The sequence below is a fragment of the Pseudomonas sp. F220 genome (genome assembly GCF_057813935.1).
Genome location: NZ_JBVASJ010000016.1, coordinates 73,087 through 99,035 on the forward strand (window position 1 = coordinate 73,087; position 25,949 = coordinate 99,035).

Genomic DNA, 25,949 nt, shown 5'->3' on the forward strand with positions numbered 1-25,949 from the left:
ACCATGTCGAGATTTTTTATCGACCGTCCGATTTTCGCCTGGGTAATTGCCCTGGTGATCATGTTGGTCGGGGCTCTATCGATCCTCAAACTACCGATCAACCAGTACCCGAGCATCGCACCTCCTGCGATCGCCATCTCCGTAACCTACCCAGGCGCTTCTGCACAGACCGTGCAGGACACCGTGGTACAGGTGATCGAGCAGCAGCTCAACGGTATCGACAACCTGCGTTATGTGTCCTCGGAGAGTAACTCCGACGGCACCATGACCATCACCGCGACCTTTGAACAAGGCACCAGCTCCGATACCGCGCAGGTTCAGGTCCAGAACAAACTGAACCTGGCCACCCCGCTGCTGCCGCAAGAAGTGCAGCAACAGGGCATACGCGTGACCAAGGCAGTGAAAAACTTCCTGCTGGTGATCGGCGTGGTGTCGCGCGACGGCAGCATGACCAAGGACGACCTGTCCAACTACATCGTGTCCAACATGCAGGACCCGATTTCGCGGACAGCGGGTGTCGGTGACTTCCAGGTGTTCGGTGCCCAGTACGCCATGCGTATCTGGCTAGACCCGGCCAAGTTGAACAACTACAACATGACCCCGGTGGACGTCAAAACGGCCATTGCCGCCCAGAACGTCCAGGTGTCTTCCGGCCAGCTCGGCGGCTTGCCTGCCCTGCCCGGCCAGCAATTGAACGCCACGATCATTGGCAAGACCCGCCTGCAAACGGCCGAGCAGTTCAAGGAAATCCTGCTCAAGGTCAACAAGGACGGCTCCCAGGTGCGCTTGAAAGACGTCGCTGACGTCGGCTTGGGTGGTGAGAACTACAGCATCAACGCCCAGTTCAACGGCGCCCCAGCCTCCGGTCTCGCGGTGAAACTGGCAACCGGCGCCAACGCCCTCGATACCGCCAAGGCCCTGCGCAAGACTGTCGACGACCTCAAGCCATTCTTCCCTGAAGGTATGGAAGTGGTGTTCCCGTACGACACAACGCCCGTGGTGACCGAGTCGATCAAAGGCGTGGTTCACACCTTGGTCGAAGCGATCGTGCTGGTGTTCCTGGTGATGTTCCTGTTCCTGCAAAACTTCCGCGCTACCGTCATCACTACCATGACCGTACCGGTGGTTCTGCTGGGTACGTTCGGGATCCTCGCGGCGTTCGGATTCAGCATCAACACCCTGACCATGTTCGGTATGGTGCTGGCCATCGGCTTGCTGGTGGACGACGCCATCGTCGTCGTGGAAAACGTCGAACGGGTCATGAGCGAAGAAGGCCTGTCACCCAAGGAAGCCACCAAGAAATCCATGGGCCAGATCCAGGGTGCGCTGGTCGGTATTGCCCTGGTTCTGTCGGCGGTACTGCTCCCGATGGCGTTCTTCAGCGGCTCCACAGGCGTGATCTACAAGCAGTTCTCGATCACCATCGTGTCAGCCATGGCCCTGTCGGTTCTGGTTGCCCTGATCTTCACCCCGGCGCTCTGCGCAACCATGCTCAAGGCGATTCCGAAAGGCGAGCACGGCGTACCGAAACGCGGCTTCTTCGGCTGGTTCAACCGCAACTTCGACCGTGGCGTCAAAAGCTACGAGCGCGGTGTCGGCAACATGCTCAAGTACAAGGCTCCATACATGCTGGCCTACCTGGTCATTGTGGTCGGCATGATCTGGCTATTCACCCGTATTCCAACCGCGTTCCTGCCCGAAGAAGACCAGGGCGTACTCTTCGCCCAGGTACAAACCCCGGCCGGCTCCAGCGCCCAGCGCACCCAGGTGGTCGTGGATGAAATGCGCGAGTTTCTGCTGCGTCCCACCAAGGATGGCGGTGAAGGTGATGCCGTAGCGTCCGTGTTTACCGTGAACGGCTTCAACTTCGCCGGTCGTGGCCAAAGCTCGGGGATGGCCTTCATCATGCTCAAGCCATGGGACGAACGTAACGCCGACAACAGCGTGTTCAAGGTCGCGGCCCGTGCCCAGCAGCACTTCTTTACCTTCCGTGATGCCATGGTGTTCGCATTCGCACCACCTGCGGTACTGGAACTGGGTAACGCCACCGGTTTCGACGTGTACCTGCAGGACCGCGCCGGTATCGGTCACGACAAGTTGATGGCGGCACGTAACCAATTCCTCGGCATGGCCGCGCAGAGCAAAGTGCTGTTGCAGGTGCGTCCCAACGGCCTGAACGACGAGCCGCAGTACCAACTGACCATCGACGACGAACGCGCCAGCGCCTTGGGCCTGACAATGACGGACATCAATACCACCCTGTCGATCGGACTGGGCAGTAGCTATGTCAACGACTTCATCGACCGTGGTCGTGTGAAGAAGGTCTATATACAAGGTCAACCCGGCTCCCGCATGAGCCCTGAAGACATCCAGAAATGGTTCGTACGCAACGCTAGCGGCACCATGGTCCCGTTCTCGGCTTTCGCCAAGGGTGAGTGGATTTACGGCGCACCCAAGCTGTCACGCTACAACGGTGTCGAAGCCATCGAAATCCTCGGTGCCCCGGCGCCCGGGTACAGTACCGGTGAAGCCATGGCCGAAGTCGAGGCCCTGGCCAAGAAGCTACCGACGGGTGTCGGTATCTCCTGGACTGGCCTGTCCTACGAGGAGCGTCTGTCCGGCTCGCAAGCGCCGGCGCTGTATGCGCTGTCTCTGCTGATGGTCTTCCTCTGCCTGGCAGCACTGTACGAAAGCTGGTCGATTCCGATCGCGGTCATGCTGGTGGTTCCGCTGGGGATTATCGGTGCCCTGCTCGCTACCAGCCTGCGCGGCCTGTCCAATGACGTGTACTTCCAGGTGGGCTTGCTGACGACCATCGGTCTGGCATCGAAAAACGCCATTCTGATCGTCGAGTTTGCCAAGGAACTGCATCATCAGGGACGCAGCCTGTCCGAAGCGGCCATTGAAGCCTGCCGGATGCGTCTGCGACCGATCATCATGACGTCGCTGGCATTCGTGCTCGGCGTGGTACCACTGGCAATCTCCACGGGCGCAGGCTCGGGTAGCCAGCATGCGATCGGCACCGGGGTAATTGGCGGTATGATCAGCGCGACTGTTCTGGCGATCTTCTGGGTTCCGCTGTTCTTTGTCACCGTGTCCTCCATGGGCCAAAGAAAAACTGCGGACGAACCAGACACAATTGAAACTGCAAACGAGGCTGGCCAATGAGCAAGTCGCTACTCTCCTTAGCAATTACCGCGTTTGTGCTCGGTGGTTGTTCGCTGATACCTGATTATCAGCAGCCAGAAGCGCCGGTAGCGGCGCAGTACCCGCAAGGTCCTGCGTACTCGCCGGCGGAGGCCGCCAACATGGCGGCCGCTGAACAGGGCTGGAAGCAGTTTTTCCGCGACCCGCAGCTGCAACAGCTTATTCAGACTGCACTGGTGAACAACCGCGACCTGCGTGTCGCGGCCCTGAACATCGACGCCTTTGCGGCTCAGTACCGTATCCAGCGCGCCGACCTGTTCCCGGCCGTGTCCGCGACCGGCAGCGGTAGCCGTCAACGTACTCCGGCGAGGCTGTCGCAAACCGGCGCAGAACACATCACCAGCCAGTATTCGGCGACGCTGGGCGTCAGCGCCTACGAGCTGGACCTGTTCGGCCGGGTTCGTAGTCTCAGCGAACAAGCGCTGCAGTCGTACTTCGCCACTGAAGAAGCGCGTCGCAGCACTCAGATCAGCCTGGTGGCCAGCGTGGCAAACGCCTACCTGACCTGGCAGGCCGACAAGGAACTGCTGCAACTGACCAAGGAAACCTTGGGGACCTTCGAGGAGAGCTACAGACTCACCTCGCGCAGCAACGAAGTCGGTGTGGCCTCGGCGCTCGATCTGAGCCAGTCGCGGACCTCGGTGGAGAACGCACGGGTGCAATTGGCGCGTTATACCCGTCTGGTCGCACAGGACGAAAATAGCCTCGCGCTGTTGCTGGGCACCGGGATTCCGGCCAACCTGCCGGGCAGTCGGCCGCTGGCCGACGACCTGCTGAGTGAAGTACCCGCCGGCCTGCCTTCTGACTTGCTGCAACGTCGTCCAGACATCCTTGAGGCCGAACACAAGCTCAAGGCTGCCAACGCCAACATCGGCGCGGCACGGGCAGCGTTCTTCCCGAGCATCACCCTGACGGCTAACGCAGGTACGGCAAGCCCGGATCTGTCCGGTCTGTTCAAAGGGGGTTCGGGGACCTGGTTGTTCCAGCCGCAGATCAATCTGCCAATCTTCAATGCCGGTAGCCTGAGAGCGAGCCTGGATTACTCGAAAATCCAGAAAGACATCACCGTGGCCCAGTACGAAAAATCCATCCAGACTGCCTTCCAGGAAGTTTCCGATGGCCTGGCCGCACGCCAGACCTTCAACCAACAGTTGCAGGCCCAGCATGATCTCGTCAGTGCCAACCAGGATTACTACCGTCTGGCTGAGCGTCGCTACCGAATCGGTGTCGACAGCAACCTGACCTTCCTCGATGCCCAGCGCCAGTTGTTCACTTCGCAGCAAGCATTGATCACCGATCGTCTTTCGCAGCTGACCAGCGAGGTCAATCTGTACAAGGCCCTCGGTGGTGGCTGGAACGAACAAACCGCGCAGAACAAGCCGGTTGCCGAAGAAGCACCGAAGCTAAAGCTCTTCTGACTGTTCACTTAGGGATTGTTGATCAATCCCTGGCCAACAAAAAATCCGGAATCTGATAAAGATTCCGGATTTTTTTTGCCTGTTGAACAGGATATGAAAACGGCTCTGGACGTGAACGAACAGCCGCTAGCGTCCTGAGCGGTTAATTCAATAATTTTTCTAAAATATGAATGGAACAAGCCGATAACGAACACCCTGCATATACTCTTGATATAAGGGATCAAGAGAAAGATGCGCTTCCTCTCGAAATATTCGTGCGATCAGAAAACCGACACTTACTGCATAGATAACTGCATTCGTTAGCGATGTATTTGTCAATACATAGCCCGTAAACGTCAGACAGTAACTGGCATAGATCGGGTGACGCACCACACGATACATCCACGCAGTCTTGATAACCCGCTTTGCTGCAACGAGTGCAAAGCTGCGATTTAGAGAAATTACACCCAGCACCTGAATTACCGCCCCCACCACTATCAGAGAGCTTGCCAACGGGAGTACCCCCCAAGCCTCCGGACGGAGAAATAACGGGGCAAAAGTCCCAACCACCGCCATCAACCAGTCGACAGGAATGAGCGAAACCGTCTTTGGCTCGCTTCGAAAAACGTACAAAACTGCTGTCAGCGTTTCGGAGAGACAGAACAAAAGTAGGGCCCACTTATGCGTTTCTTGAAATTGAACCAAATGAGCATAAGCAAAAGCACCCCATACCCACGCCAGGACAACTCCGCTATAAAATCCGACCCGTTTCGACTGCAGTACTGCAGACAATGAACTCATGCCACACACTCCCACCCGGAAAGTAACCCGAATCAGTGTTGAGGCGCCCTGTTTGCACCCCCTACCCACTGGTATTTTCGATGCTGTGATTGCGTCATCACTGATCATCATAGCCTTGGCTAGCGATTACGCCTCGCCCCCAGCTCTGCTTTTTTTTACAGAGCTGGTGATTGATTCACCCGTCTTGTTCCACCTGAAGGGCTTGTTGAAGAAACACCGAAGCTGAAGCTGTTCTGACAGCCTGCCCGAGGATTGTTGAGCACTCCTCGATCAGCAAAAAAATCCGGAACCCGACAAGGGCTCCGGATTTTTTTGCCTGCTCCACGGGATTCGAGCACTAACTCTCGTAGCAGCTGCCGAGCCTGCGAGGCTGCGTTCGAGGCCGAAGTCCTCGCAAAACCTGCGTACGCGGTTTGCTTGAAAGACCCCATTGCCTGATTTAACGACCGCTTCGCAGTCGAACGCAGCCTCGGCAGCTGCTACGGCGCCCGGACAAGCACTCACAGCGTGCTTGAGGTCCTTGGCGAGGCATTCACTGCCGAATCGTGTGGCGTCTGCCTGGCACGCCGCACAGGAGCGTTTACCGGCATCCCACACGATGCCAAACCCTTTCATAAAAAGCGCAAAAAAAACGCCCCGAGCCGTTAAGCTTGGGGCGTTTTTCATGTTTGGTGCACTCGACAGGATTCGAACCTGTGACCGCTCGGTTCGTAGCCGAGTACTCTATCCAGCTGAGCTACGAGTGCATTGTGTGTTTGATAAACCAGACCACCGCTGGTTGAAGCAAGTTGCTCGCATTACTGCAAACAACCCTTAAATGGTGCACTCGACAGGATTCGAACCTGTGACCGCTCGGTTCGTAGCCGAGTACTCTATCCAGCTGAGCTACGAGTGCATTTGTTGCCGCGCATTATAGGCCGTAGAATCTTTTTGTAAAGCACTTTTTCTAGTAATCTCAACAACTTACCGAACAAGCCAGATTACAACGTACTAGATAAATAATGGCGGAGAAGGGGGGATTCGAACCCCCGACACCCTTTTGAGATGTACTCCCTTAGCAGGGGAGCGCCTTCGGCCACTCGGCCACCTCTCCGCAACACGGGGCGTATGTTAACCAACCTTTTCCCCGTTTGCAAACATAAAAAACGATAAAAATTAATGGCTTGGTTCTTCGTCCTTCTCTTTCTTGATCCGCAGGTAGATTTCCTCACGGTGAACAGCCACCTCTTTAGGCGCGTTAACACCAATACGCACTTGATTTCCTTTGACGCCGAGCACGGTCACAGTGATTTCGCCATCACCAATAATCAGGCTTTCTGCGCACCGACGAGTCAGAATCAGCATACCTTTCTCCTCACGCATTTCAGTTCAGGGACAACAGTCTGCAAAAAAAAGGCACTCGACCTACAACCAAAGCGGTCGCAGCCCTACATGCCTAAGTATTGACTAGCGCGAGTAAAAGAACAGCTTTCAGTCGCTCCGATCAAAAAAACGAAGGGCGCGGATAACCGCGCCCTTCGGGCAACGCATCACTCGCCCTGTCGGACCGGAGCGTCCAGTTCGAACGCTGTGTGCAGAGCCCGTACAGCCAGTTCCAGGTACTTCTCTTCGATGACGACCGACACTTTGATTTCCGATGTCGAGATCATCTGGATGTTGATGCTTTCTTTGGCCAGGGCCTCGAACATACGGCTGGCAACGCCCGCATGGGAGCGCATGCCTACACCCACGATGGACACCTTGGCGATCTTGATATCGCCGACGACTTCACGGGCAGCTATCTCGCGCGAGGTGTTTTCCAGCACCAGCAAGGCGGCCTGGTAGTCGTTGCGGTGCACCGTGAAGGTGAAGTCGGTGGTGTTATCGTGCGCAACGTTCTGCACGATCATGTCGACTTCGATGTTCGCGGCACTGATCGGGCCGAGAATTTTGAAGGCCACGCCGGGAGTGTCTGGCACACCACGGATGGTCAGCTTGGCTTCATCGCGGTTAAAAGCGATGCCGGAAATGATCGGCTGTTCCATGGATTCCTCTTCATCAATAGTAATGAGGGTGCCCGGACCCTCCTTGAAGCTGTGCAGTACGCGCAGCGGAACGTTGTACTTGCCGGCGAACTCGACCGCGCGGATCTGCAACACCTTGGAACCGAGGCTGGCCATTTCCAGCATCTCTTCGAAGGTGATCTTGTCCAGGCGCTGGGCCACGGACACGACACGCGGATCGGTGGTGTAGACGCCATCCACATCGGTGTAGATCTGGCACTCGTCAGCCTTCAAGGCTGCGGCCAGTGCCACACCAGTGGTGTCGGAGCCGCCACGACCCAGGGTCGTGATATTGCCGTGCTCGTCGACGCCCTGGAAACCGGCGACTACAACCACGCGCCCGGCCTTCAGATCACCCCGAATCTTCTGATCATCAATCTGCAAGATGCGCGCTTTATTGTGCGCGCTATCGGTCAGAATCCGCACCTGGTTACCGGTGTACGACACTGCTGGCACACCGCGCTTGATCAGCGCCATGGCCAAGAGTGCGATCGTCACTTGCTCACCGGTAGAGACGATCACATCCAGCTCACGGGGAACCGGTTGATTATCGCCACTGATTTGCTTGGCCAGATCGATCAAGCGGTTGGTTTCGCCACTCATCGCGGACAGCACAACCACCAGGTCATCGCCGGCTTCGCGGAATTTCTTAACCTTGTCGGCGACCTGCTCGATTCTCTCGACAGTGCCGACCGAGGTGCCTCCAAATTTCTGTACGATCAAAGCCATTTTCAAGCCGCCTCAGCCCGTAAAGGGGCGCCCATTAATCATTCAACTGCACGGCTCCAGAGCCCGCCACTAGACGACAGGCTCTGTTTGGAGCCTTAGATACCCTGCTCTACAAACGGTACGGTCAGGGCCAGTGCTGCATCCAGCGCGCCAGCGTCGGTACCGCCGCCTTGCGCCATGTCTGGACGACCACCGCCCTTCCCGCCCACTGCCGCAGCGGCTTGCTTCATCAAATCACCGGCTTTGAGTTGGCCAGTCAGGTCTTTGGTCACGCCTGCAACCAGAACGACCTTTTCCTCATGGACACTGCCGAGCAGGATCACTGCGCGGCCGAGTTTGTTCTTCAATTGATCGACCAAGGCCAACAGCGCCTTGCCGTCCTGACCGTCCAGACGCACAGCCAGCACTTTCACGCCCTTGACGTCCTGAGCGGAAGCCGACAGGTCATCACCGGCTGCGCTGGCGGCCTTGGCTTGCAACTGCTCGAGTTGTTTCTCCAGCAGACGGTTGCGCTCAAGCACAGCCAGCATTTTGTCGATCAGGTTGTCGCGAGTGCCTTTGACCAGGCTCGCGGCTTCCTTGAGTTGTTCATCAGCGGCGTTCAGATACGCCAGCGCTGCAGCGCCGGTGACCGCTTCAATACGACGAACGCCAGACGCCACGCCGCCTTCGCTGATGATTTTCAGCAGGCCGATGTCGCCAGTGCGATTGGCATGGATACCGCCACACAGCTCGACGGAGAAATCACCGCCCATGCTCAGCACGCGCACGCTGTCGCCGTATTTCTCGCCAAACAGCGCCATGGCGCCTTTTTGCTTGGCGGTTTCGATATCGGTTTCTTCGGTTTCAACCTCAGTGTTGTTACGCACTTCGCGGTTGACGATGTCTTCCAGCGCTTTCAGTTGCTCTGGCTTGATCGCTTCGAAGTGGCTGAAGTCAAAGCGCAGGCGCTGACTGTCGACCAACGAGCCCTTCTGCTGTACGTGCTCACCCAGTACCTGGCGCAGTGCGGCGTGAAGCAAGTGAGTCGCGGAGTGGTTCAGCGAAGTGGCATGACGCACGTCGGCATCGACCTGAGCCTCCACCGGCGCACCAACGGTCAAGCTGCCCGACGCCAACACACCGTGGTGCAGGAACGCGCCGCCGGTCTTGGTGGTGTCGCGCACGTCGAAGCGCGCAACACCCGCCTGCGTGCTGGTCATCAAGAACCCGCAATCGCCAATCTGGCCGCCCGATTCAGCGTAGAACGGGGTCTGGTCAAGAACCACCACGCCCTCTTCACCTTCGCTCAGCACGTCGACCGATTGCCCGTCTTTATAGAGAGCAACCACTTTGGCCGAACCGCTGGTGGCTTTGTAGCCGGTGAACTCGGTGGCCACATCAACCTTGACCAGGCTGTTGTAGTCCATGCCGAACGAGCTGGCCGACCGCGCGCGCACGCGCTGGGCTTCCATCTCGCGCTCGAAGCCTTCTTCGTCGATCGTCAGGCTACGCTCACGGGCGATGTCACCGGTCAGGTCCATCGGGAAACCGTAGGTGTCGTACAACTTGAACACCACATCGCCCGGAACCACGTCGCCTTTGAGCTCGGCCAGATCCTGCTCGAGAATTTTCAGCCCTTGCTCCAGGGTCTTGGCGAACTGCTCTTCTTCAGCTTTCAGGACACGCGCGATGTGCGCCTGGTTCTGCGTCAATTCAGGGAAAGCCTCACCCATCTCGGCGACCAGCGCGGCAACGATCTGATAGAAGAAGCTGCCCTTGGCGCCCAGCTTGTTACCGTGACGGCAAGCGCGACGGATGATCCGGCGCAGCACGTAGCCACGACCTTCATTGGACGGCAGCACACCGTCCGCGATCAGGAAACCGCAGGAACGAATGTGATCCGCGACCACTTTCAGCGAAGCCTGGTTGTCGTTGGTGCAACCAATCGCCTTGGCCGAAGCGCTCAACAGGCTTTGGAACAGGTCGATTTCATAGTTCGAGTGCACGTGCTGCAGAACGGCACTGATTCGCTCCAGGCCCATGCCGGTATCCACCGACGGCGCTGGCAGCGGATGCAGCACGCCATCGGCAGTGCGGTTGAACTGCATGAATACGTTGTTCCAGATTTCGATGTAACGGTCGCCGTCTTCTTCCGGCGAACCCGGCGGGCCACCCCAGATGTCGGCGCCGTGATCGTAAAAAATCTCGGTGCAAGGGCCGCACGGGCCGGTGTCGCCCATGGTCCAGAAGTTGTCGGAAGCGTACGGCGCGCCTTTGTTGTCGCCGATACGGACCATACGTTCAGCCGGAACCCCGACCGCCTTGGTCCAGATGTCATAGGCTTCGTCATCGCTGGCGTAGACCGTGACCCAGAGTTTGTCCTTGGGCAAGTTCAAGACAGAGGTCAGAAAGGTCCAGGCAAACGTGATCGCGTCGCGCTTGAAATAATCGCCGAAGCTGAAGTTACCCAGCATCTCAAAGAAAGTGTGGTGACGAGCGGTATAGCCGACGTTTTCCAGGTCGTTGTGCTTGCCGCCGGCGCGTACGCACTTCTGGCTGCTGACAGCGCGGGTGTAGGCGCGCTTTTCCTGGCCCAGAAAGCAGTCCTTGAACTGGTTCATCCCCGCGTTAGTGAACAGCAGGGTTGGGTCGTTGCCCGGAATCAAAGAGCTGGAGGCTACACGGGTGTGGCCTTGCTCTTCGAAGAAGCGAAGGAAGGCTTCACGGATTTCTGCGCTTTTCATTAGGTTCTTCCACGGAGACTGCGGCCAAAGGCCAGTGCAAAACGTCAAAAGACGGAGCGACGGCAAAGGGCCGCATTATATCGGCGTTAGTGACTAGGTACAGTGTGTTTGTACGATACAAACAGTCAATTGGACGGCTAACACTGTCAGTTGCGAGAAAATTCGACGAAAGTCCCTACAACCTGCTCGATTTGCGCGCGACTGACGTCCAGATGGGTGACCATCCGCAGCCGTGGGGCGGCACTGAGTTTGATCCCGCGCTCACTGGCGAAGGCCTTTAGCGCTTCGGCCCTGTCACCGAGTTGAACATAAACCATATTGGTCTGCACCGGTTCCACCACATATCCCGCGTCGAGCAAACCCTTAGCCAGCAACCGGGCGTTGGCATGATCATCGGCCAGACGCTGCACCTGGTGATCCAGCGCATACAAGCCCGCCGCAGCGAGAATGCCGGCCTGGCGCATGCCGCCACCGACCATCTTGCGCAGCCGCCGTGCCTTTGCGATCAACTCGGTCGTGCCGCACAGCACCGAACCAATCGGCGCGCCGAGCCCCTTGGACAGGCAGACCGACACCGAATCGAAATGCTGAGTGATTTCCCGCGCGTCTACACCCAGTTTGACCGCCGCGTTGTACAACCGCGCGCCATCCAGATGCAGGGAGAGGCCGTGCTGCTGGGTAAAACTGCGTGCTCGGGCCAGATACTCCAATGGCAGGACCTTACCTTGCATGGTGTTTTCCAGGGCCAGCAAGCGCGTGCGCGCGAAATGGAAGTCGTCCGGCTTGATCGCGGCGGCCACCTGGCCCAGGTCCAGCGAGCCGTCGGCCTGGACCTCCAGCGGCTGCGGCTGGATCGAACCGAGCACCGCAGCACCGCCACCTTCGTACTTATAGGTGTGCGCCTGTTGGCCGACGATGTATTCGTCGCCGCGCTCACAGTGGGCCATCAGCCCCAGCAGGTTGCTCATGGTACCCGTCGGTACAAACAGCGCTTGAGCAAAGCCCAGGCGCCTGGCCAGTTCGGCTTCAAGCCGATTCACCGTGGGATCTTCGCCGTACACGTCATCCCCGGTGACGGCCGTTGCCATTGCGTGGAGCATTCCGGCAGTCGGTTGGGTCACTGTGTCGCTACGAAGATCGATAACTCTCATGGAACAGACCTCGGCAATGGGACGCGAGCGTCGCCGCTAAATGGGAAAATCCCTTTCGAACTCGATTACTGCGGTCATCGCACTCGATAATCAAGGCTATACGTAAGAAAAGCCTGTTCAAGCCAACGGAAAATTCGATTCATATCATCAGAAAGCAGCGATGCGCCGTTCAGAAATATATGTTAAAAACTCACCGCCGCCAGAAATCCTGGTGGCAACGTTCTCAGGGCGGGGTGTAACTCCCCACCGGCGGTAATTGCGCGCAATGCGCAGAGCCCGCGAGCGCTTGGTGACACGAACGGCTTCGGCCGTGTGCGTCGGCAAGGTCAGCAGACCCGGTGTGATCCCGGGGCCGACGGTCATAGTCCGGATGAAGAGAGAACGGGATTGGCGCCAAAGGGCCGTCTCAAGGCACTCGTGCAGGTACCGCACGATCGACCGGAACGCACCCTTAAATCCCATTCGATTCATAACGCCCTGTTTTTCACACAAACAGGAGTCAGAACAGATGCAACCCACCGCAATCGATAGCAAAAGCAAAAGCCACCACGGCGAGCGTGTCGCGTTTATCCAGGCCTGCTGGCACAAGGATATTGTCGATCAGAGCCGTAAAGGCTTCGTCGCCGAAATGCTCGTTCAGGGCTATCAGGAAAGTGACATCGATTTCTTTGAAGTCGGCGGCGCATTTGAAATCCCGCTGCACGCCAAACTACTGGCCAAGTCCGGCCGTTACGCCGGCATCGTCGCTGCCGGGCTGGTGGTGGACGGCGGGATCTACCGCCACGAGTTCGTCGCTCAGTCGGTGATCAGCGGCCTGATGCAGGTTCAGCTGGAAACCGAAGTGCCGGTATTCTCGGTGGTACTGACCCCGCATCACTTCCATGCTGGCGAAGAACATCAGAAGTTCTTCTTCGAGCACTTCCTGCATAAAGGTCAGGAAGCGGCGAAGACCTGTGCCGATACGTTGCACAAGACCCGTGCATTGCGTCGCAGCGAACCACGTGCGTTAGCCGTTTAAACACAAGACCCTGTAGGAGCGAGCTTGCTCGCGATGGACGTTAACGATAACGCGCGTTTACTGAATAAACGCGGCGCCCTCGGGTTCATCGCGAGCAAGCTCGCTCCTACATTAGATTTATGCCGGCAGTGAAGTCCAGTCAGACCAGGTTTTCGCCTGTGCTTGGCACAATCAGAATCCCCGCCCGCAATCCGTTCTTCACCTTCGGATTGGGGAAAATGATCCGCGCGCCCTCTTCTTCTACGATCCAGCGCGTCTGGGCGATGTCCTCGGCCAGCAGATAACCTTTTTTCAGCTCCGAGAAATTCTCGATATCCGTCGGCAAGTGCAGATGGAAGCTATCGCTGTGCTTGATGATTTCTCGCGCCACGCTAAACAGCTGCAAGCCGTCCAACCCTTCGGCGGCCAACGACGGCTCGTTGCCTTCGATGATTTGCTTCAGGCGCACTTCCAGGCGTTCAACGTTAACCCCTTCGTTTTGCCCGAACGGTCGGGCTTTGCCCAGCTCAAGGGTGAAGGACTCGGCGCCAAGTTTGTCGTAGGTGTAAGAACTGAAAACGATGGAAGGTTTGTTCTGCAACAGCACCGCTTCCATACCGGCAGCGCGCAAGCGCACGAGTTCCTGGCGCGAATGCTGGCGACCTTCTTTCCAGGGATACAGTGCGAACTGCTCGATCTTCGAACCGCGAATCGCGGTGTGCAGGTCGTAGTGCAAGCGACTGCGATCCGGCAGGCTGAAGAAGCTCGCCGCCAGACGCTCCAGCTCGCAAGCGCGCAAGGCTTCCGAACCACTCGTTAGTTCGTGACGGCCGTTGAACAGCCGATTGACGTCCTGCTCGATATAACGCTCGCCGTGGCGCATGGCCTCAGGGTTGCCGAACAGGAACAGAATGCGTGCGCGTGGCTTCAAATCACCACGGGCGATTTCATGCAACAGACGGTCGAGCAGCTCGATCGGTGCTGTCTCGTTACCGTGGATGCCGGCAGACAACAGCACGTCCATACCGTTGTCACGAGCCTCGGGTGGCCGGACTTCCAGCGCACCTTCGCTCAGCCAGCGCATCCGCACGCCTTCGACAGTCAGTTGAGTCTTCTCCGCCGGTTCGCGGCCGGCGAGGGTCAGTTCAAGCAGTTTGCCGAGGGCGAGCATAGAGCGATTTCCTTAGTGGTCGTGTGCGCAATCCGGGCCGTGCACGTGGTCTTCGTCACCGACTTCAGCCGGTTCCATTTCCAGTTGCAGACTTACCAGATTAGTCGCCAATGGGCGCAACAGTATGTTGGCGTATTCAGCGTCGCCTTCTTCAACATCCACGCCGATCAGCAACTGGCCGCGGCCATCGTGCTGAATCCACAATTCCTTGCCTTGCCACATCACCGCAACGCGGGTGCAGGAAGTTTCCAGCTGAGTGCCGTCGGTGTCTTCAAGGATCAGCTGCAGGGTATCGCTCATTATTACGCTCTCATCTGGAAATAAAGCTACGCGCCCGGCTCTGTTTGAGCCGGACGCGGGCTTTCAATTGATCTGGAATGGATAAACCGCGCCCAGTTTAAGGATTTGCGTCAATTCATCCAGTGCCGTCCGGCACTCAAGCAACAATTGCGGGTCCGCCAGATCGGTTTCGCGCAAGGTGTCGCGGTAGTGCTTGTCGACCCATTGGGTCAGCGTGCTGTACAACGGCGCGGTCATGATAACCCCTGGGTTAACCGCCGCCAGCTCGGTTTCATTCAGCGCGACGCGAAGACGCAGGCATGCCGGGCCACCGCCGTTCTGCATGCTTTGCTTGAGGTCGAAGACTTTTACTTCGCGGATCAGACCACCAGAGCTGGTCAACCCTTGCAGGTACTGCCAGACGCGGTCGTTGTTCTGGCACTCTTGCGGCACGATCAACAACATCGAACCGTCGGCGCGCGACAGTAGCTGGCTATTGAACAGGTAGGAACGCACTGCGTCTTCTACCGACACTTGGGAACGCGGCACGCAGATCGCTTTGAAGTTAGCGCCGCGCTTGGCCAGCTTGGCTTGCAATTCAGCCAGCATCTGCTCGGTGTCGAGGAATGCGTCCTCGTGATAGAACAACGCCTCGCCGTTACCCACCGCAATCACGTCGTTGTGGAACACGCCCTGATCGATCACCGATGGGTTCTGCTGGGCGTAGACCACGCCGTCATCGCTCAAGCCGTGCAGGCGTGCGACCGCTTGCGAGGCTTCCAGGGTCTGGCGCGCCGGGTACTTTTGCGGAGCCGGGTAGCGAGTGTCAAAGGCACTGCGACCAAACACGAAGAACTCGACACCGGCCTCGCCGTATTCACGGCAGAAGCGCGTGTGGTTGGCCGCGCCTTCGTCACCGAACTGCGCCACTGCCGGCAGTGCCGCGTGGTGGGCGAAGTGCTTTTGGTCGGCGAACATCGCCCCCAGCACGCGGCTGGTGGTCGGGTGCTCAATGCTGCGGTGGTATTTGCAGTTGAGGTTGGCTGCGGTGAAATGCACGCGACCGTCAGCAGTGTCGGCGCTCGGGCTGACGGTGGCAGCGTTGGCCACCCACATGCTCGAAGCCGAGCAACTGGCGACCAACAACGGCATCGCCTGCTTGGCGGCTTGCTCGATCACTTGAGCATCGCTGCCGCTGAAACCGAGGTTACGCAGTGCTGCCACGTCCGGGCGTTCCTGCGGCGCCAGGACGCCTTGTTGAAAGCCCATTTCCATCAGCGCTTTCATTTTCGCCAGGCCTTGCAGCGCCGCTTCCTTGGGATTGGAGGACTGCTGGCTATTGCTCTGGGACGCGACGTTGCCGTAGGACAGACCGCCGTAGTTATGGGTCGGCCCCACTAGACCGTCAAAATTGACTTCATAGGATTTCATCAGCGAGGCTCCACGAAAATCTGTTGTTATAGGCATCAGTAACTAACTGTTCAGTGCGACCGAGTCGCGGCCATCGCGAGCAAGCTCGCTCCTACAGGTTCAATGCAATCCATGTAGGAGCGAGCTTGCTCGCGATTAGACGCCTGAGGCGTCTTACGAAAGCTTCACGCCGGGCGTCAACGCTGTCGGCAACGTCAGGCTCGGTGTTTCCAGCGAGGCTACCGGGTACGCGCAGTAATCCGCCGCGTAATAAGCACTGGCGCGATGGTTGCCCGAGGCGCCCACGCCACCGAATGGCGCGCTGCTCGCAGCACCGGTCAGCTGCTTGTTCCAGTTGACGATACCGGCACGGCTTTCCAGCCAGAACTGTTGATAACGCGCTTCGGAATCCGACAGCAAACCGGCAGCCAGGCCATATTGAGTGTCGTTGGCTTCAGCGATCGCCGCTTCAAAATCAGCGTAGCGGATCACTTGCAGCAGCGGGCCGAACAGTTCTTCGTCCGGACGATCGCTGACCGCAGTCACATCGAGAATGCCGGGTGTCAGCAACGCGGCCTGGGCTTGTGGCTGAGTCATTTCCAACAGCGCCACAGCGCCGTTACCGAGCAAGTGCTCCTGAGCATCCATCAACGCACGGGCGGCGCCGAGGGAAATCACCGAGCCCATGAACGGCGCTGGTTGCTGGTCAAACGCGCCAACTTCAATCGTCGAGCTGACCGCCACCAGACGCGCCAGCAGCGTGTCGCCCCAAGCGCCTTGCGGCACCAGCAAGCGGCGAGCACAAGTGCAGCGCTGACCGGCGGAGATGAAGGCCGACTGAATAATCGTATAGACCGCTGCGTCGAGGTCCGCGACCTGATCGACCACCAGCGGGTTGTTGCCACCCATTTCCAGCGCCAGGATCTTGTCCGGACGACCGGAGAACTGCTGATGCAGGTGGTTGCCAGTGCGGCTGGAACCGGTGAAGAACAAACCGTCGATACCCGGGTTGGCCGCCAAAGCGATACCGGTTTCCCGGGCGCCTTGCAGCAGGTTCAGGACGCCGGCCGGTAAACCGGCTTCGATCCAGCACTTGACCGTCAGCTCGGCGACTTTCGGGGTCAGCTCGCTGGGTTTAAACAGCACGCTATTACCGGCCAGCAATGCCGGAACGATATGGCCGTTCGGCAAGTGACCCGGGAAGTTGTACGGGCCGAACACCGCGACCACACCGTGTGGTTTGTGGCGCAATACCGCGGTGGCGTCGCCCAATGGGCCGCTCTTCTCGCCGGTACGCTCACGGTAGCTCTGCACCGAGATGGCGATCTTGTTGACCATGCTGGTGACTTCGGTGGCCGACTCCCACAGCGGTTTGCCGGTTTCTTCACCGATGCAGCGAGCCAGTTCGTCAGCGTGGTTTTTCAGGCTGGCGGCGAACGCTTCCAGCACGCTGATGCGATCTTCCAGCGAACGCTTGGCCCAGGCCGGAAATGCCTGACGGGCTGCCTGCACGGCAGACTCGACTTGCGCGACGTTAGCGCCATTGCCGGACCACAAGACTTGCTGGGTCACCGGGTTCAACGATTCGAAGGCTTCGCCCTGGCCTGCCAGCCATTCACCGGCGATATAAAGCGTGCTCATTATTTCGACTCCCGAGAAACTGGCTGGGCTGACAACGGTACAGCACGTACCTGATCGCCCGCAGTGAGTTGAAGACGTTTAGCGGTCAGCTGATCGACCACCAGGGTGCCCGCGGCGAAACGTGCTGGAGCGGCAGTGATCCGGCAGTCTTCGCGCTTGCGGTTGTGAATCAGGAATGGCGTAGCGTCGTCACCTGGGGTGCCGATGGCCAGCACCAGCGCCTGACTGTCGCGCACTGCGCGAATCTTGCTGGTTTCGCATTCCACGGCCGGGCCGGCGTCGAAGATGTCGACGTAGCCTTGATAGCTGAAGCCTTCGCTCTTGAGCATCGCCAACGCAGGCTCGGTGTCGGTGTGGACCTTGCCGATCACGTTGCGTGCATCTTCGGAAAGGAAGCAGGTGTACAGCGGGAATTTCGGCATCAACTCGGCGATAAAGGCTTTGTTGCCGACGCCGGTCAGGTAATCGGCCTGGCTGAACTCCATCTTGAAGAAGTGCCGACCCAGGCTTTCCCAGAACGGCGAACGCCCGGCTTCGTCGGACATCCCACGCATTTCGGCGATGATTTTGTTGCCGAACAGTTGCGGGAATTCAGCGATGAACAGCATCCGCGCCTTGGCCAGCATGCGGCCGTTGAGGCCACTGCGGTAATCGGCATGCAGGAACAGCGAGCACAATTCAGAGTTGCCGGTCAGGTCGTTGGCCAGGAACAGCGTCGGGATTTCGCGATAGATATTCAGCTCTTGGGAAGCGCTGACGGTCAAACCGACCCGGAAGTTGTACCACGGCTCACGCAGGCCAACTGCGCCGGCAATCGCGGAAATGCCCACGACGCGACCGTTGTCATCTTCGAGCACGAACAAATAGTCCGCATCACCGCGTTCGGCTTCGCCGCGGAAAGTCTTTTCCGCCCAACCGACCCGATGCGACAAGCGCTCTTCGTTGGCCGGCAAGGTGGTCAGACCGGTGCCAGTGCTACGGGCAAGTTCAATCAGAGCGGGTAAATCGCTGCTGCGTACGGGACGAACGATCATGCTATCTCCTCAAACGGGCGGCTTGCGCCACCCGCAAAACTCGCTGCTTTCTAGGCGTTTTTTCTAGGCATTAAAGCAAGCGTTAAACCGCTACCAGGCGCACGCTGGCACCTTCGCCGACGCCCAGGGCTTCGGCGGCTTCAAGATCCAGGGTCACGGGTTTGCCCGGCGCGTAGTCAAGCTCCAGCAATACCGCGCGGTAATCCTGCAACTGGGCGTTGGCCACCAGGTATTGACGACCGGCGCCTTTGACCGGCTCGCCGATTTTTACCGGGACTACCCGGCTCTGGGCGATCGAACGGATCCCCGAAACGCGGGCATGCAGGGTCGGACCACCGTCGAAGATGTCGATGTAGTGATCGGTCTCGAAGCCTTCGCGCATCAGGATGTCGAAGGTGATCTGCGCCCGTGGATGCACCTGACCCATCGCCTCTTGGGCGGAGTCGGGCAACAGCGGTACGTAGATCGGGTAATGCGGCATCAATTCGGCGAGGAAGGTCCGGCTTTTCAGCCCGCACAGACGCTCGGCAGCAGCATAGTTAAGGTCGAAGAAGTTACGGCCGATGGCATCCCAGAACGGCGAATCGCCATTCTCGTCGCTGTAACCGACGATCTCGGTCACGACCGAATCAGCGAAACGCTCCGGGTGGCTGGCGACAAACAGCAGACGACCACGGGAGTTGAGTTCCGACCACGCCGAACCCACCAGCTCCGGGACCACATAGAAGCTGGTCAGCAGGCTGTTGCCAGTCAGGTCATGGCATTGGGAAAGCACGTGGATCTTGTTATGAATCTTCAACTCACGGGAGGCGTGAACGAAGGTTTCATTACGGAAGCTGTAGAACGGTTCCGAATAACCGGCCGAAGCGACGATTGCCGAGCAGCCAACCAGTTTGCCGGTGGCCGTGTCTTCGAGGACGAAGAAATAGCTCTCTTCACCGTTGAAGCTGACTTCGGCAGCGAACGAGGCTTCGGACGCAGCGATTTTGTCGCTCAGGCGTTCGACATCATCCGGCAAGGAAGTGACACCAATCGGGCTGTCCGCAGCCAGACGCTGTACCTCGCCCAGATCAGCCATTTGCGCGGGGCGCATCACCAGCATGGTGTCACTCCTTACTGAAAAACAGGTCGGTAAAAGTGCCGACTCAGGGAAAAAATGCCGGGCAGGCCCGGCACAGGAATTTGGCTCAACGCCTATTAAGAATAGGCGTTGAGGGGTACTACGACCTGAATCAGATCCTTGTAGGAGCCGAGCTTGCTCGCGATGGAGGCATAACAGTCGACATCAATGTTGGATGTCAGACCGCTATCGCGAGCAAGCTCGGCTCCTACAGGGGCGCGGGATCAGGCTTGAGTCAGTTTCGCCACGGCGCGTTCGAAACGCTCCAGGCCCTGCTCGATATCGGCGTCTTCAACCACCAGGCTTGGCGCGAAACGAATCACGTCCGGGCCGGCCTGCAGGATCATCAGGCCTTCGCGTTCAGCGGCGTTGAAAATGTCTTTGGCCTTGCCTTTCCAGGCATCGCTGAGCACGCAACCGAGCAACAGACCCAGACCGCGAACCTCAGTGAACAAGCCGTATTGCTTGCCGATCTGCTCCAGACGGGTCTTGAACTTGTCATGCTTGGCTTTGACGCCATTCAGCACTTCTGGCGTGTTGACCACGTCAATCACCGCTTCCGCTACAGCGCACGCCAATGGGTTGCCGCCGTAAGTGGTGCCGTGAGTACCGACCACCAGGTGCTTGGCCAGCGCTTCAGTGGTCAGCATTGCCGCGATCGGGAAACCGCCGCCCAGGCTCTTGGCGCTGGTCAGGATGTCCGGAGTCACGCCGTAATGCATGTAGGCAAACAGCTCACCGCTGCGGCCCATGCCGGTTTGCACTTCGTCGAACACCAGCAGCGCGTTGTGCTCATTGCACAGCTCGCGAGCGCCCTGCAGGTAAGCCAGCTCAGCCGGCAATACACCGCCCTCGCCCTGAACCGGTTCCAGCACCACGGCGCAGGTCTTGTCGGAGATTGCGGCTTTCAGTGCTGCCAGATCGTTGAACGGCACGTGAGTGATGCCAACAATCTTCGGGCCGAAACCATCGGAGTACTTGGACTGACCACCCACGTTCACCGTGAAGAGCGTACGACCGTGGAAGCTGTTCAGCGCGGCGATGATTTCGTACTTTTCAGGGCCGAAACGATCGTGAGCAACACGACGGGCCAGTTTGAACGCGGCCTCGTTGGCTTCGGCGCCGGAGTTGCAGAGGAACACGCGCTCGGCAAAGGTGGCGTCGATCAGCTTATGGGCCAGGCGCAGGGCCGGCTCATTGGTGAACACGTTGGACACGTGCCACAGCTTGTTCGCCTGTTCGGTCAATGCACCGACCAGCGCCGGGTGCGCGTGGCCCAATACGTTAACCGCGATCCCGCCGCCGAAATCGATCAGCTCACGACCCGACTGATCCCAGACTCGGGAGCCAGCGCCGCGCACAGGAATGAAAGCAGCAGGCGCGTAGTTAGGAACCATTACCTGGTCGAAATCGGCGCGTTGCACTGGAGCATGCTCAACGGACATCGGAGTCTCCTGAAGAGGAACGCCTGCCTGAAACTGGCAAGCGATGGGGGGATTGTAAGGAGAGTTTTCAGCTCGGCCTTGCCGCCAAGCGACAACTTCTTATAGCGCCAAACCCGGTTTTACCCGGGTTTATGGCAATGCGACAAATAGCGTCGCAAAGGCGCAGTTTAAACTGCTGGCGAGGATTTGCGGCTGGGTTGGGGGAATTTGATTTGCGCAGTGGTTCAGAGGTGCGGCGCAAGTGATGGCCTCATCGCGAGCAAGCTCGACTCCTACAAGAGCCCCGCAATACCTGTAGGAGCAGCCGGTCGACGCTCGATTGCTCGCGATAGCTATATCAAAGACACAACAGAGCTTGAAACTTAACCGCGCTCTGAAGGCACCGACGACAATTCGAACGGGCTGCTGCTGCGGCGCTGGTTGCGGTCTTCGCGCGGGGTGGCGCCAAAGAAGTTGCGGTAGGCGCTGGAGAAGTGCGGCCCCGAAGAGAAACCGCAGGACAAACCGATCTGGATGATCGACTTGCTGGTCTGCATCAACATCTGCCGGGCCTTGTTCAGGCGCAGTTCCAGGTAGTACTGGCTCGGCACACGATTGAGGTACTGCTTGAAGATCCGCTCCAGTTGCCGACGGGACACGCAGACATGCTGGGCGATTTCGTCGGTGGTCAGCGGTTCTTCGATGTTTGCTTCCATCAGTAACACGGCTTGCGTGAGCTTCGGATGGCTGGACCCCAAACGATTCTGCAATGGAATGCGCTGACGCTCGCCACCTTCGCGAATCCGCTCAACTACCAGTTCTTCGGACACTGCGCCAGCCAACTCGGCGCCGTGGTCACGGGCCAATACGGCCAGCAGCAGATCAAGCACCGACATCCCGCCGCAAGCGGTCAGGCGATCACGATCCCAGTCGAACAGATGGCTGGTGGCGATGACTTTCGGGTAGCGCTCGGTGAAATCATCCTGCCAGCGCCAGTGCACGGCGGCGCGGTAACCATCGAGCAAGCCCAGTTGCGCCAAGGGGTAGACACCGGCGGACAAACCGCCGATCACACACCCTGCGCGCACCAGCTGCTTGAGCGCACTGCTGAGCGCCGGCGCAATGGCTGTCGGCGGCTCGTCCGCCAGCAAAAACAGTTTCTGAATACCTTCGAGCTTGCCGGCCCAAGGCTCGCCCGGCAATTGCCAAGCCCCTTCGGCGGGCAGTTCGGCCTGCAGAAACGAGAGTTCATAAACAACATCCGGATGCACGCGCTGAGCAACACGCAAGGCCTCCTCAGCCAGCGCCAGCGTCAAGGCTTTAGTGCTGGGCCAAATCAGGAAACCAATTCGATGGGCAGTCATGGCGTGCAATCCGAAACAAAAACAGTGTTAAAAGCCGAAGGCGGCAGCAACCAAATTAGACCATCTGGCGCGCGGTGCGCAGCATGACCTAATTGGGTGCGTAACGGGAGCGTTAAACGGTATTACTTCAAGCTGCCCGACAGAAACTGCTGCAGACGTTCGGATTGCGGATTGACCAGTACTTCACGCGGGTTGCCGCATTCTTCCACGATACCTTTGTGCAGGAACACCAACTGGTTCGACACTTCGCGAGCAAAGCCCATTTCGTGAGTCACCACGATCATAGTCCGGCCTTCCTGAGCCAAGGCTTGCATCACCTTGAGCACCTCGCCGACCAGTTCCGGGTCCAGCGCCGAAGTCGGCTCGTCGAACAGCATGACTTCCGGCTCCATCGCCAGCGCACGGGCGATCGCTACACGCTGCTGCTCGCCACCGGACATATGGCCCGGGTAGGCGTCCTTACGATGGGAAACGCCCACCTTGGCCAGGTAATGCTCAGCCTTTTCACGGGCTTCTGCCTTGGACATGCCGAGCACGTGCACCGGTGCTTCCATGATGTTTTCCATCGCGGTCATGTGCGACCACAGATTGAAATGCTGGAACACCATCGACAGCCGCGAACGCATGCGCTGCAGCTGTTTCGGGTCGGCAGCCTTCAGCGCGCCGTCCTTGTTCGGCACCAGCTTCAACTCTTCGTTGTTGAGCAGAATCTTGCCCGCATGGGGCTGCTCGAGCAGGTTGATGCAGCGCAGGAAGGTACTTTTGCCGGAGCCACTGGAGCCGATGATGCTGATCACATCGCCAGCTTGAGCTGCCAGGGACACACCTTTGAGCACTTCGTGACTGCCATAGCGTTTATGCAGGTCTTGGACTTCAAGTTTGTACATGCGGTCGGTTCTCACAAAAACAGTCAGTCAGTCGTTGAGCAAGCGCCCGTGACGCAGCGCTTCGCGCCCCGCCACCTTGGCCAGCCAGAAACCGGGTTGGGCATAACGTAGCCGTTCAACGGCAAACAACACACCAGACGTGCCAGCACACACGGTGCTGACCCGATCAGATAACGGATCAATCACTTCAAAAATCGGCTCGCCCGCTTCCACCCAGCTACCGGCCGGGAGCAGAAAGCTCACCACGCCAGGATGCGGTGCGAACAGCAACTCAGTGCCTTCAAAAGGCATCGCCTCACAGGCTTCTTGCTGCGCGGCCGGCCACTCACCAGCGATCAAGCCTTGCTCGGCGAGAAACGCCAGAATGCCTTCGGCGTGAGCCTCGGCTTGCGGGCGACCGGTATCGGCCTGACCACCTAACTCAATGGTAGTCGCCAGGCAGGCCAACGGAATCTGCGCCTGCGGGAACAGTCGAGACAAGCGCAGCCACGGCAGCGAACAAGCTTCGTCAAAAGAGCTGCCACCGGAGTCTTCCGCCAGCAGCCCGACCCGCACATTCAAATGCGCAGCCAACGAACGCCATTGCGGCCAGTGTTGCGGCAACGCGTACATGTGCAGCGCGGCTTCAGCGTCGCAATGCAGATCGAGCACCACATCCGCCGTGCAGGCATGGCTCAACAAAACCCGCTGCATGCCTTGCAACTGACTGGCGGCCGGCGGCAGTGCCGCCAACGCATCGGCCATGGCCAGGCGGATCAGCTTGACGTTGGCGTGAGGGTCATCACCCAGACACCCATCCAGCTGCGCTGCTACCGGCTCGCTCAGCTCGAAGAAGTCCCGATTGAAGTTCTTGCCACTGCCAAACTCGAAACGCCCTTGATGGCTGCCCTGCAACAGTTGACCGAGGCCCAGCGGGTTCGCCACTGGCACCAATTCGATCACACCGTTCAAGGCGCCCTGCGCTTCCAGTTCGGTCAGACGTTTTTTCAGCTCCCAGGCCGTGCGCATCCCTGGCAGTTCGTCAGCGTGCAGACTGGCCTGGATATAGGCCTTGCGCTCGCCGCTGCCGAAACGGAACACCGACACATGGCGTTCGCTGCCCAGGTGGCTCCACGGTAACGGATGATCGATACGTTCCATGGTCAGGCCTTGCGTGGGGCCATATAGCCCAGCCAGCGGTGCTCAGCCTTTTTGAACAGGCGCACCAGAATGAACGTCAGGCACAGGTAGAACACGCCTGCGGTGATATAGGCTTCGAACGGCAGGTAGTACTGAGCGTTCACTGTGCGCGCGGCACCGGTGATGTCGATCAGGGTCACGATGGAGGCCAGACTGGTGGTCTGCAGCATCATGATCACTTCGTTGCTGTACTGCGGCAGCGCCCGGCGCAGGGCCGACGGCAGCAGGATGCGGCGATACAACTTGTAGCGCGACATGCCCATGGCCTTGGCCGCTTCGATCTCGCCATTAGGTGTAGCGCGCAGGCTACCGGCGATGATTTCGGCGGTGTAAGCGCTGGTATTGATGGCAAACGCCAGGCAAGCGCAGAACGTCGCGCTCGACAGCCATGGCCAAAGGAAGCTCTCGCGCACCGCTTCGAATTGCGCCAAACCGTAGTAGATCAAAAACAGCTGCACCAGCATCGGCGTGCCGCGGATCACATAGGTGTAGAGCCAGGCAGCCATGTTCACGGCCGGCTGCTTGGAGACGCGCATCAAGCCCAACGGCAAGGCACCCAGCAGACCAAACACCAGCGACAGTGCGAGTAATTTCAGGGTGGTCAGCAAGCCGCCGAGGTACAGCGGCAGAGCCTCCCAAATGACGTTGTAGTCGAAGATCATAGATCAGCCGCCCTTACGCCTACCGAGTAGCGCTTCTCAAGGTGACGCAATGCCAGCAACGAGACACTGGTGATCACCAGGTACATAGCCGCCACTGCGAGGAAGAAGGTGAAAGGTTCGCGGGTGGCATCTGCCGCCTGCTTGGCCTTGAACATCATGTCTTGCAGGCCCACCACCGAAATCAGCGCAGTAGCCTTGGTCAAAACCAGCCAGTTATTGGTGAAGCCCGGAATCGCCAGGCGAATCATCTGAGGCACCAATACCCGGAAAAACACCTGAAAACTGCTCATGCCATACGCCATGCCAGCTTCTGCCTGCCCCTTCGGGATCGCCATGAAGGCCCCACGGAAGGTTTCCGACAGGTACGCACCGAAGATGAAACCCAACGTGCCGATACCAGCGGCCAGCGGGTTCAGGTCGATGTAATCGTTAAAACCGAGCAGCGGTGCAACGCGGTTGAGCAGGTCTTGACCGCCGTAGAAAATCAGCAGGATCAGTACCAGGTCGGGAATCCCGCGGATCACCGTGGAATACAGATCGCCCAGCCAGGCCAGCCAGCGTACCGGCGACAGGCGCAATGCGACCCCGATCAGACCCAGAACAATGGCCAAGGCCATGGACGACAAGGCGAGCTGAAGCGTCAGCCATGCGCCATCGAGGATGACAGCCCCGTAGCCTTTCAACATGATTCAGGTCCTCGAAAGTTGGGATGAAAAAATGGCGCAAAC

The 25,949-nt window shown here is 58.7% G+C and carries 20 protein-coding genes, 3 tRNA genes and 1 riboswitch; of the genes, 3 read left to right on the forward strand and 20 right to left on the reverse strand.

Annotated elements, in window-relative coordinates:
* Nucleotides 1-3: 3 nt before the first annotated feature.
* Nucleotides 4-3,168 carry an efflux RND transporter permease subunit EmhB gene (gene emhB / locus ACZYSM_RS15950; protein WP_489072441.1) on the forward strand — a complete coding sequence of 1,055 codons (3,165 nt, stop codon included), beginning with the start codon at nt 4-6 and terminating at the stop codon, nt 3,166-3,168.
* Nucleotides 3,165-4,625, forward strand: a complete 1,461-nt coding sequence (locus ACZYSM_RS15955; RefSeq protein ID WP_489072442.1) for an AdeC/AdeK/OprM family multidrug efflux complex outer membrane factor — start codon at nt 3,165-3,167, stop codon at nt 4,623-4,625. The genes emhB and ACZYSM_RS15955 overlap by 4 nt, the downstream gene beginning before the upstream one ends.
* 159 nt (nt 4,626-4,784) lie before the next feature.
* Here ACZYSM_RS15955 and ACZYSM_RS15960 read toward each other — a convergent pair whose 3' ends face one another.
* The 8 genes from ACZYSM_RS15960 to ltaE form a co-directional block, all read right to left on the reverse strand.
* On the reverse strand, nt 4,785-5,405 hold the full coding sequence (locus tag ACZYSM_RS15960) for a methyltransferase family protein (RefSeq protein WP_489072443.1): 621 nt from the start codon (nt 5,403-5,405) through the stop codon (nt 4,785-4,787).
* Nucleotides 5,406-6,074: 669 nt separating this feature from the next.
* Nucleotides 6,075-6,151 (reverse strand) — tRNA-Arg (locus ACZYSM_RS15965).
* Between the two features lie 72 nt (nt 6,152-6,223).
* Nucleotides 6,224-6,300 (reverse strand) — tRNA-Arg (locus ACZYSM_RS15970).
* Between the two features lie 107 nt (nt 6,301-6,407).
* Nucleotides 6,408-6,498: transfer RNA gene (locus ACZYSM_RS15975), tRNA-Ser, on the reverse strand.
* 62 nt (nt 6,499-6,560) lie between these two features.
* Entirely contained in the window at nt 6,561-6,749 is a 189-nt protein-coding gene (csrA, locus tag ACZYSM_RS15980) for a carbon storage regulator CsrA (RefSeq protein ID WP_002554426.1), read from the reverse strand.
* A gap of 185 nt (nt 6,750-6,934) precedes the next feature.
* Complete coding sequence (locus ACZYSM_RS15985) at nt 6,935-8,176, reverse strand: aspartate kinase (RefSeq protein ID WP_489072444.1); 1,242 nt, start codon at nt 8,174-8,176, stop codon at nt 6,935-6,937.
* Between the two features lie 95 nt (nt 8,177-8,271).
* The gene (gene alaS, locus ACZYSM_RS15990; RefSeq protein ID WP_489072445.1) at nt 8,272-10,902 is read right to left on the reverse strand and encodes an alanine--tRNA ligase; all 2,631 of its coding nucleotides are present in this window, start codon (nt 10,900-10,902) and stop codon (nt 8,272-8,274) included.
* Between the two features lie 146 nt (nt 10,903-11,048).
* Nucleotides 11,049-12,053 carry a low-specificity L-threonine aldolase gene (ltaE, locus tag ACZYSM_RS15995; RefSeq protein WP_489072446.1) on the reverse strand — a complete coding sequence of 335 codons (1,005 nt, stop codon included), beginning with the start codon at nt 12,051-12,053 and terminating at the stop codon, nt 11,049-11,051.
* Between the two features lie 215 nt (nt 12,054-12,268).
* Nucleotides 12,269-12,440, forward strand: a riboswitch (FMN riboswitch).
* Between the two features lie 121 nt (nt 12,441-12,561).
* Between ltaE and ACZYSM_RS16000 the strand changes: the two genes are divergently transcribed.
* The gene (locus ACZYSM_RS16000; protein WP_489072447.1) at nt 12,562-13,071 is read left to right on the forward strand and encodes a 6,7-dimethyl-8-ribityllumazine synthase; all 510 of its coding nucleotides are present in this window, start codon (nt 12,562-12,564) and stop codon (nt 13,069-13,071) included.
* Nucleotides 13,072-13,210: 139 nt separating this feature from the next.
* On the opposite strand, the gene astE is transcribed toward ACZYSM_RS16000, so the two are convergent.
* From astE to ACZYSM_RS16060, 12 genes are all read right to left on the reverse strand, one after another.
* The gene (astE, locus tag ACZYSM_RS16005) at nt 13,211-14,221 is read right to left on the reverse strand and encodes a succinylglutamate desuccinylase (protein ID WP_489072448.1); all 1,011 of its coding nucleotides are present in this window, start codon (nt 14,219-14,221) and stop codon (nt 13,211-13,213) included.
* A 12-nt stretch (nt 14,222-14,233) separates the two neighbouring features.
* Nucleotides 14,234-14,521, reverse strand: coding sequence for a topoisomerase II (locus ACZYSM_RS16010; RefSeq protein ID WP_419118869.1), 288 nt, complete (start codon nt 14,519-14,521; stop codon nt 14,234-14,236).
* 63 nt (nt 14,522-14,584) lie between these two features.
* Nucleotides 14,585-15,931, reverse strand: a complete 1,347-nt coding sequence (gene astB, locus ACZYSM_RS16015) for an N-succinylarginine dihydrolase (protein ID WP_489072449.1) — start codon at nt 15,929-15,931, stop codon at nt 14,585-14,587.
* 153 nt (nt 15,932-16,084) lie between these two features.
* Entirely contained in the window at nt 16,085-17,554 is a 1,470-nt protein-coding gene (gene astD / locus ACZYSM_RS16020; RefSeq protein WP_489072470.1) for a succinylglutamate-semialdehyde dehydrogenase, read from the reverse strand.
* Nucleotides 17,551-18,585, reverse strand: a complete 1,035-nt coding sequence (gene astA, locus ACZYSM_RS16025) for an arginine N-succinyltransferase (protein ID WP_489072450.1) — start codon at nt 18,583-18,585, stop codon at nt 17,551-17,553. The genes astD and astA overlap by 4 nt, the downstream gene beginning before the upstream one ends.
* A gap of 82 nt (nt 18,586-18,667) precedes the next feature.
* Nucleotides 18,668-19,687, reverse strand: a complete 1,020-nt coding sequence (aruF, locus tag ACZYSM_RS16030; protein WP_489072451.1) for an arginine/ornithine succinyltransferase subunit alpha — start codon at nt 19,685-19,687, stop codon at nt 18,668-18,670.
* A gap of 242 nt (nt 19,688-19,929) precedes the next feature.
* Nucleotides 19,930-21,150 (reverse strand): aspartate aminotransferase family protein, encoded by a 1,221-nt coding sequence (locus tag ACZYSM_RS16035; RefSeq protein ID WP_489072452.1) that lies wholly within the window; start codon nt 21,148-21,150, stop codon nt 19,930-19,932.
* A gap of 362 nt (nt 21,151-21,512) precedes the next feature.
* On the reverse strand, nt 21,513-22,493 hold the full coding sequence (gene argR, locus ACZYSM_RS16040; protein WP_489072453.1) for a transcriptional regulator ArgR: 981 nt from the start codon (nt 22,491-22,493) through the stop codon (nt 21,513-21,515).
* A 122-nt stretch (nt 22,494-22,615) separates the two neighbouring features.
* The gene (locus ACZYSM_RS16045; RefSeq protein WP_489072454.1) at nt 22,616-23,380 is read right to left on the reverse strand and encodes an ABC transporter ATP-binding protein; all 765 of its coding nucleotides are present in this window, start codon (nt 23,378-23,380) and stop codon (nt 22,616-22,618) included.
* Between the two features lie 27 nt (nt 23,381-23,407).
* Nucleotides 23,408-24,520 carry a succinylglutamate desuccinylase/aspartoacylase family protein gene (locus ACZYSM_RS16050; RefSeq protein ID WP_489072455.1) on the reverse strand — a complete coding sequence of 371 codons (1,113 nt, stop codon included), beginning with the start codon at nt 24,518-24,520 and terminating at the stop codon, nt 23,408-23,410.
* A 2-nt stretch (nt 24,521-24,522) separates the two neighbouring features.
* Nucleotides 24,523-25,221 (reverse strand): ABC transporter permease, encoded by a 699-nt coding sequence (locus tag ACZYSM_RS16055; protein WP_489072456.1) that lies wholly within the window; start codon nt 25,219-25,221, stop codon nt 24,523-24,525.
* Nucleotides 25,218-25,907, reverse strand: coding sequence for an ABC transporter permease (locus tag ACZYSM_RS16060; RefSeq protein ID WP_077431437.1), 690 nt, complete (start codon nt 25,905-25,907; stop codon nt 25,218-25,220). Before ACZYSM_RS16060 ends, ACZYSM_RS16055 begins: the two co-directional genes overlap by 4 nt.
* Between the last annotated feature and the right edge of the window lie 42 nt (nt 25,908-25,949).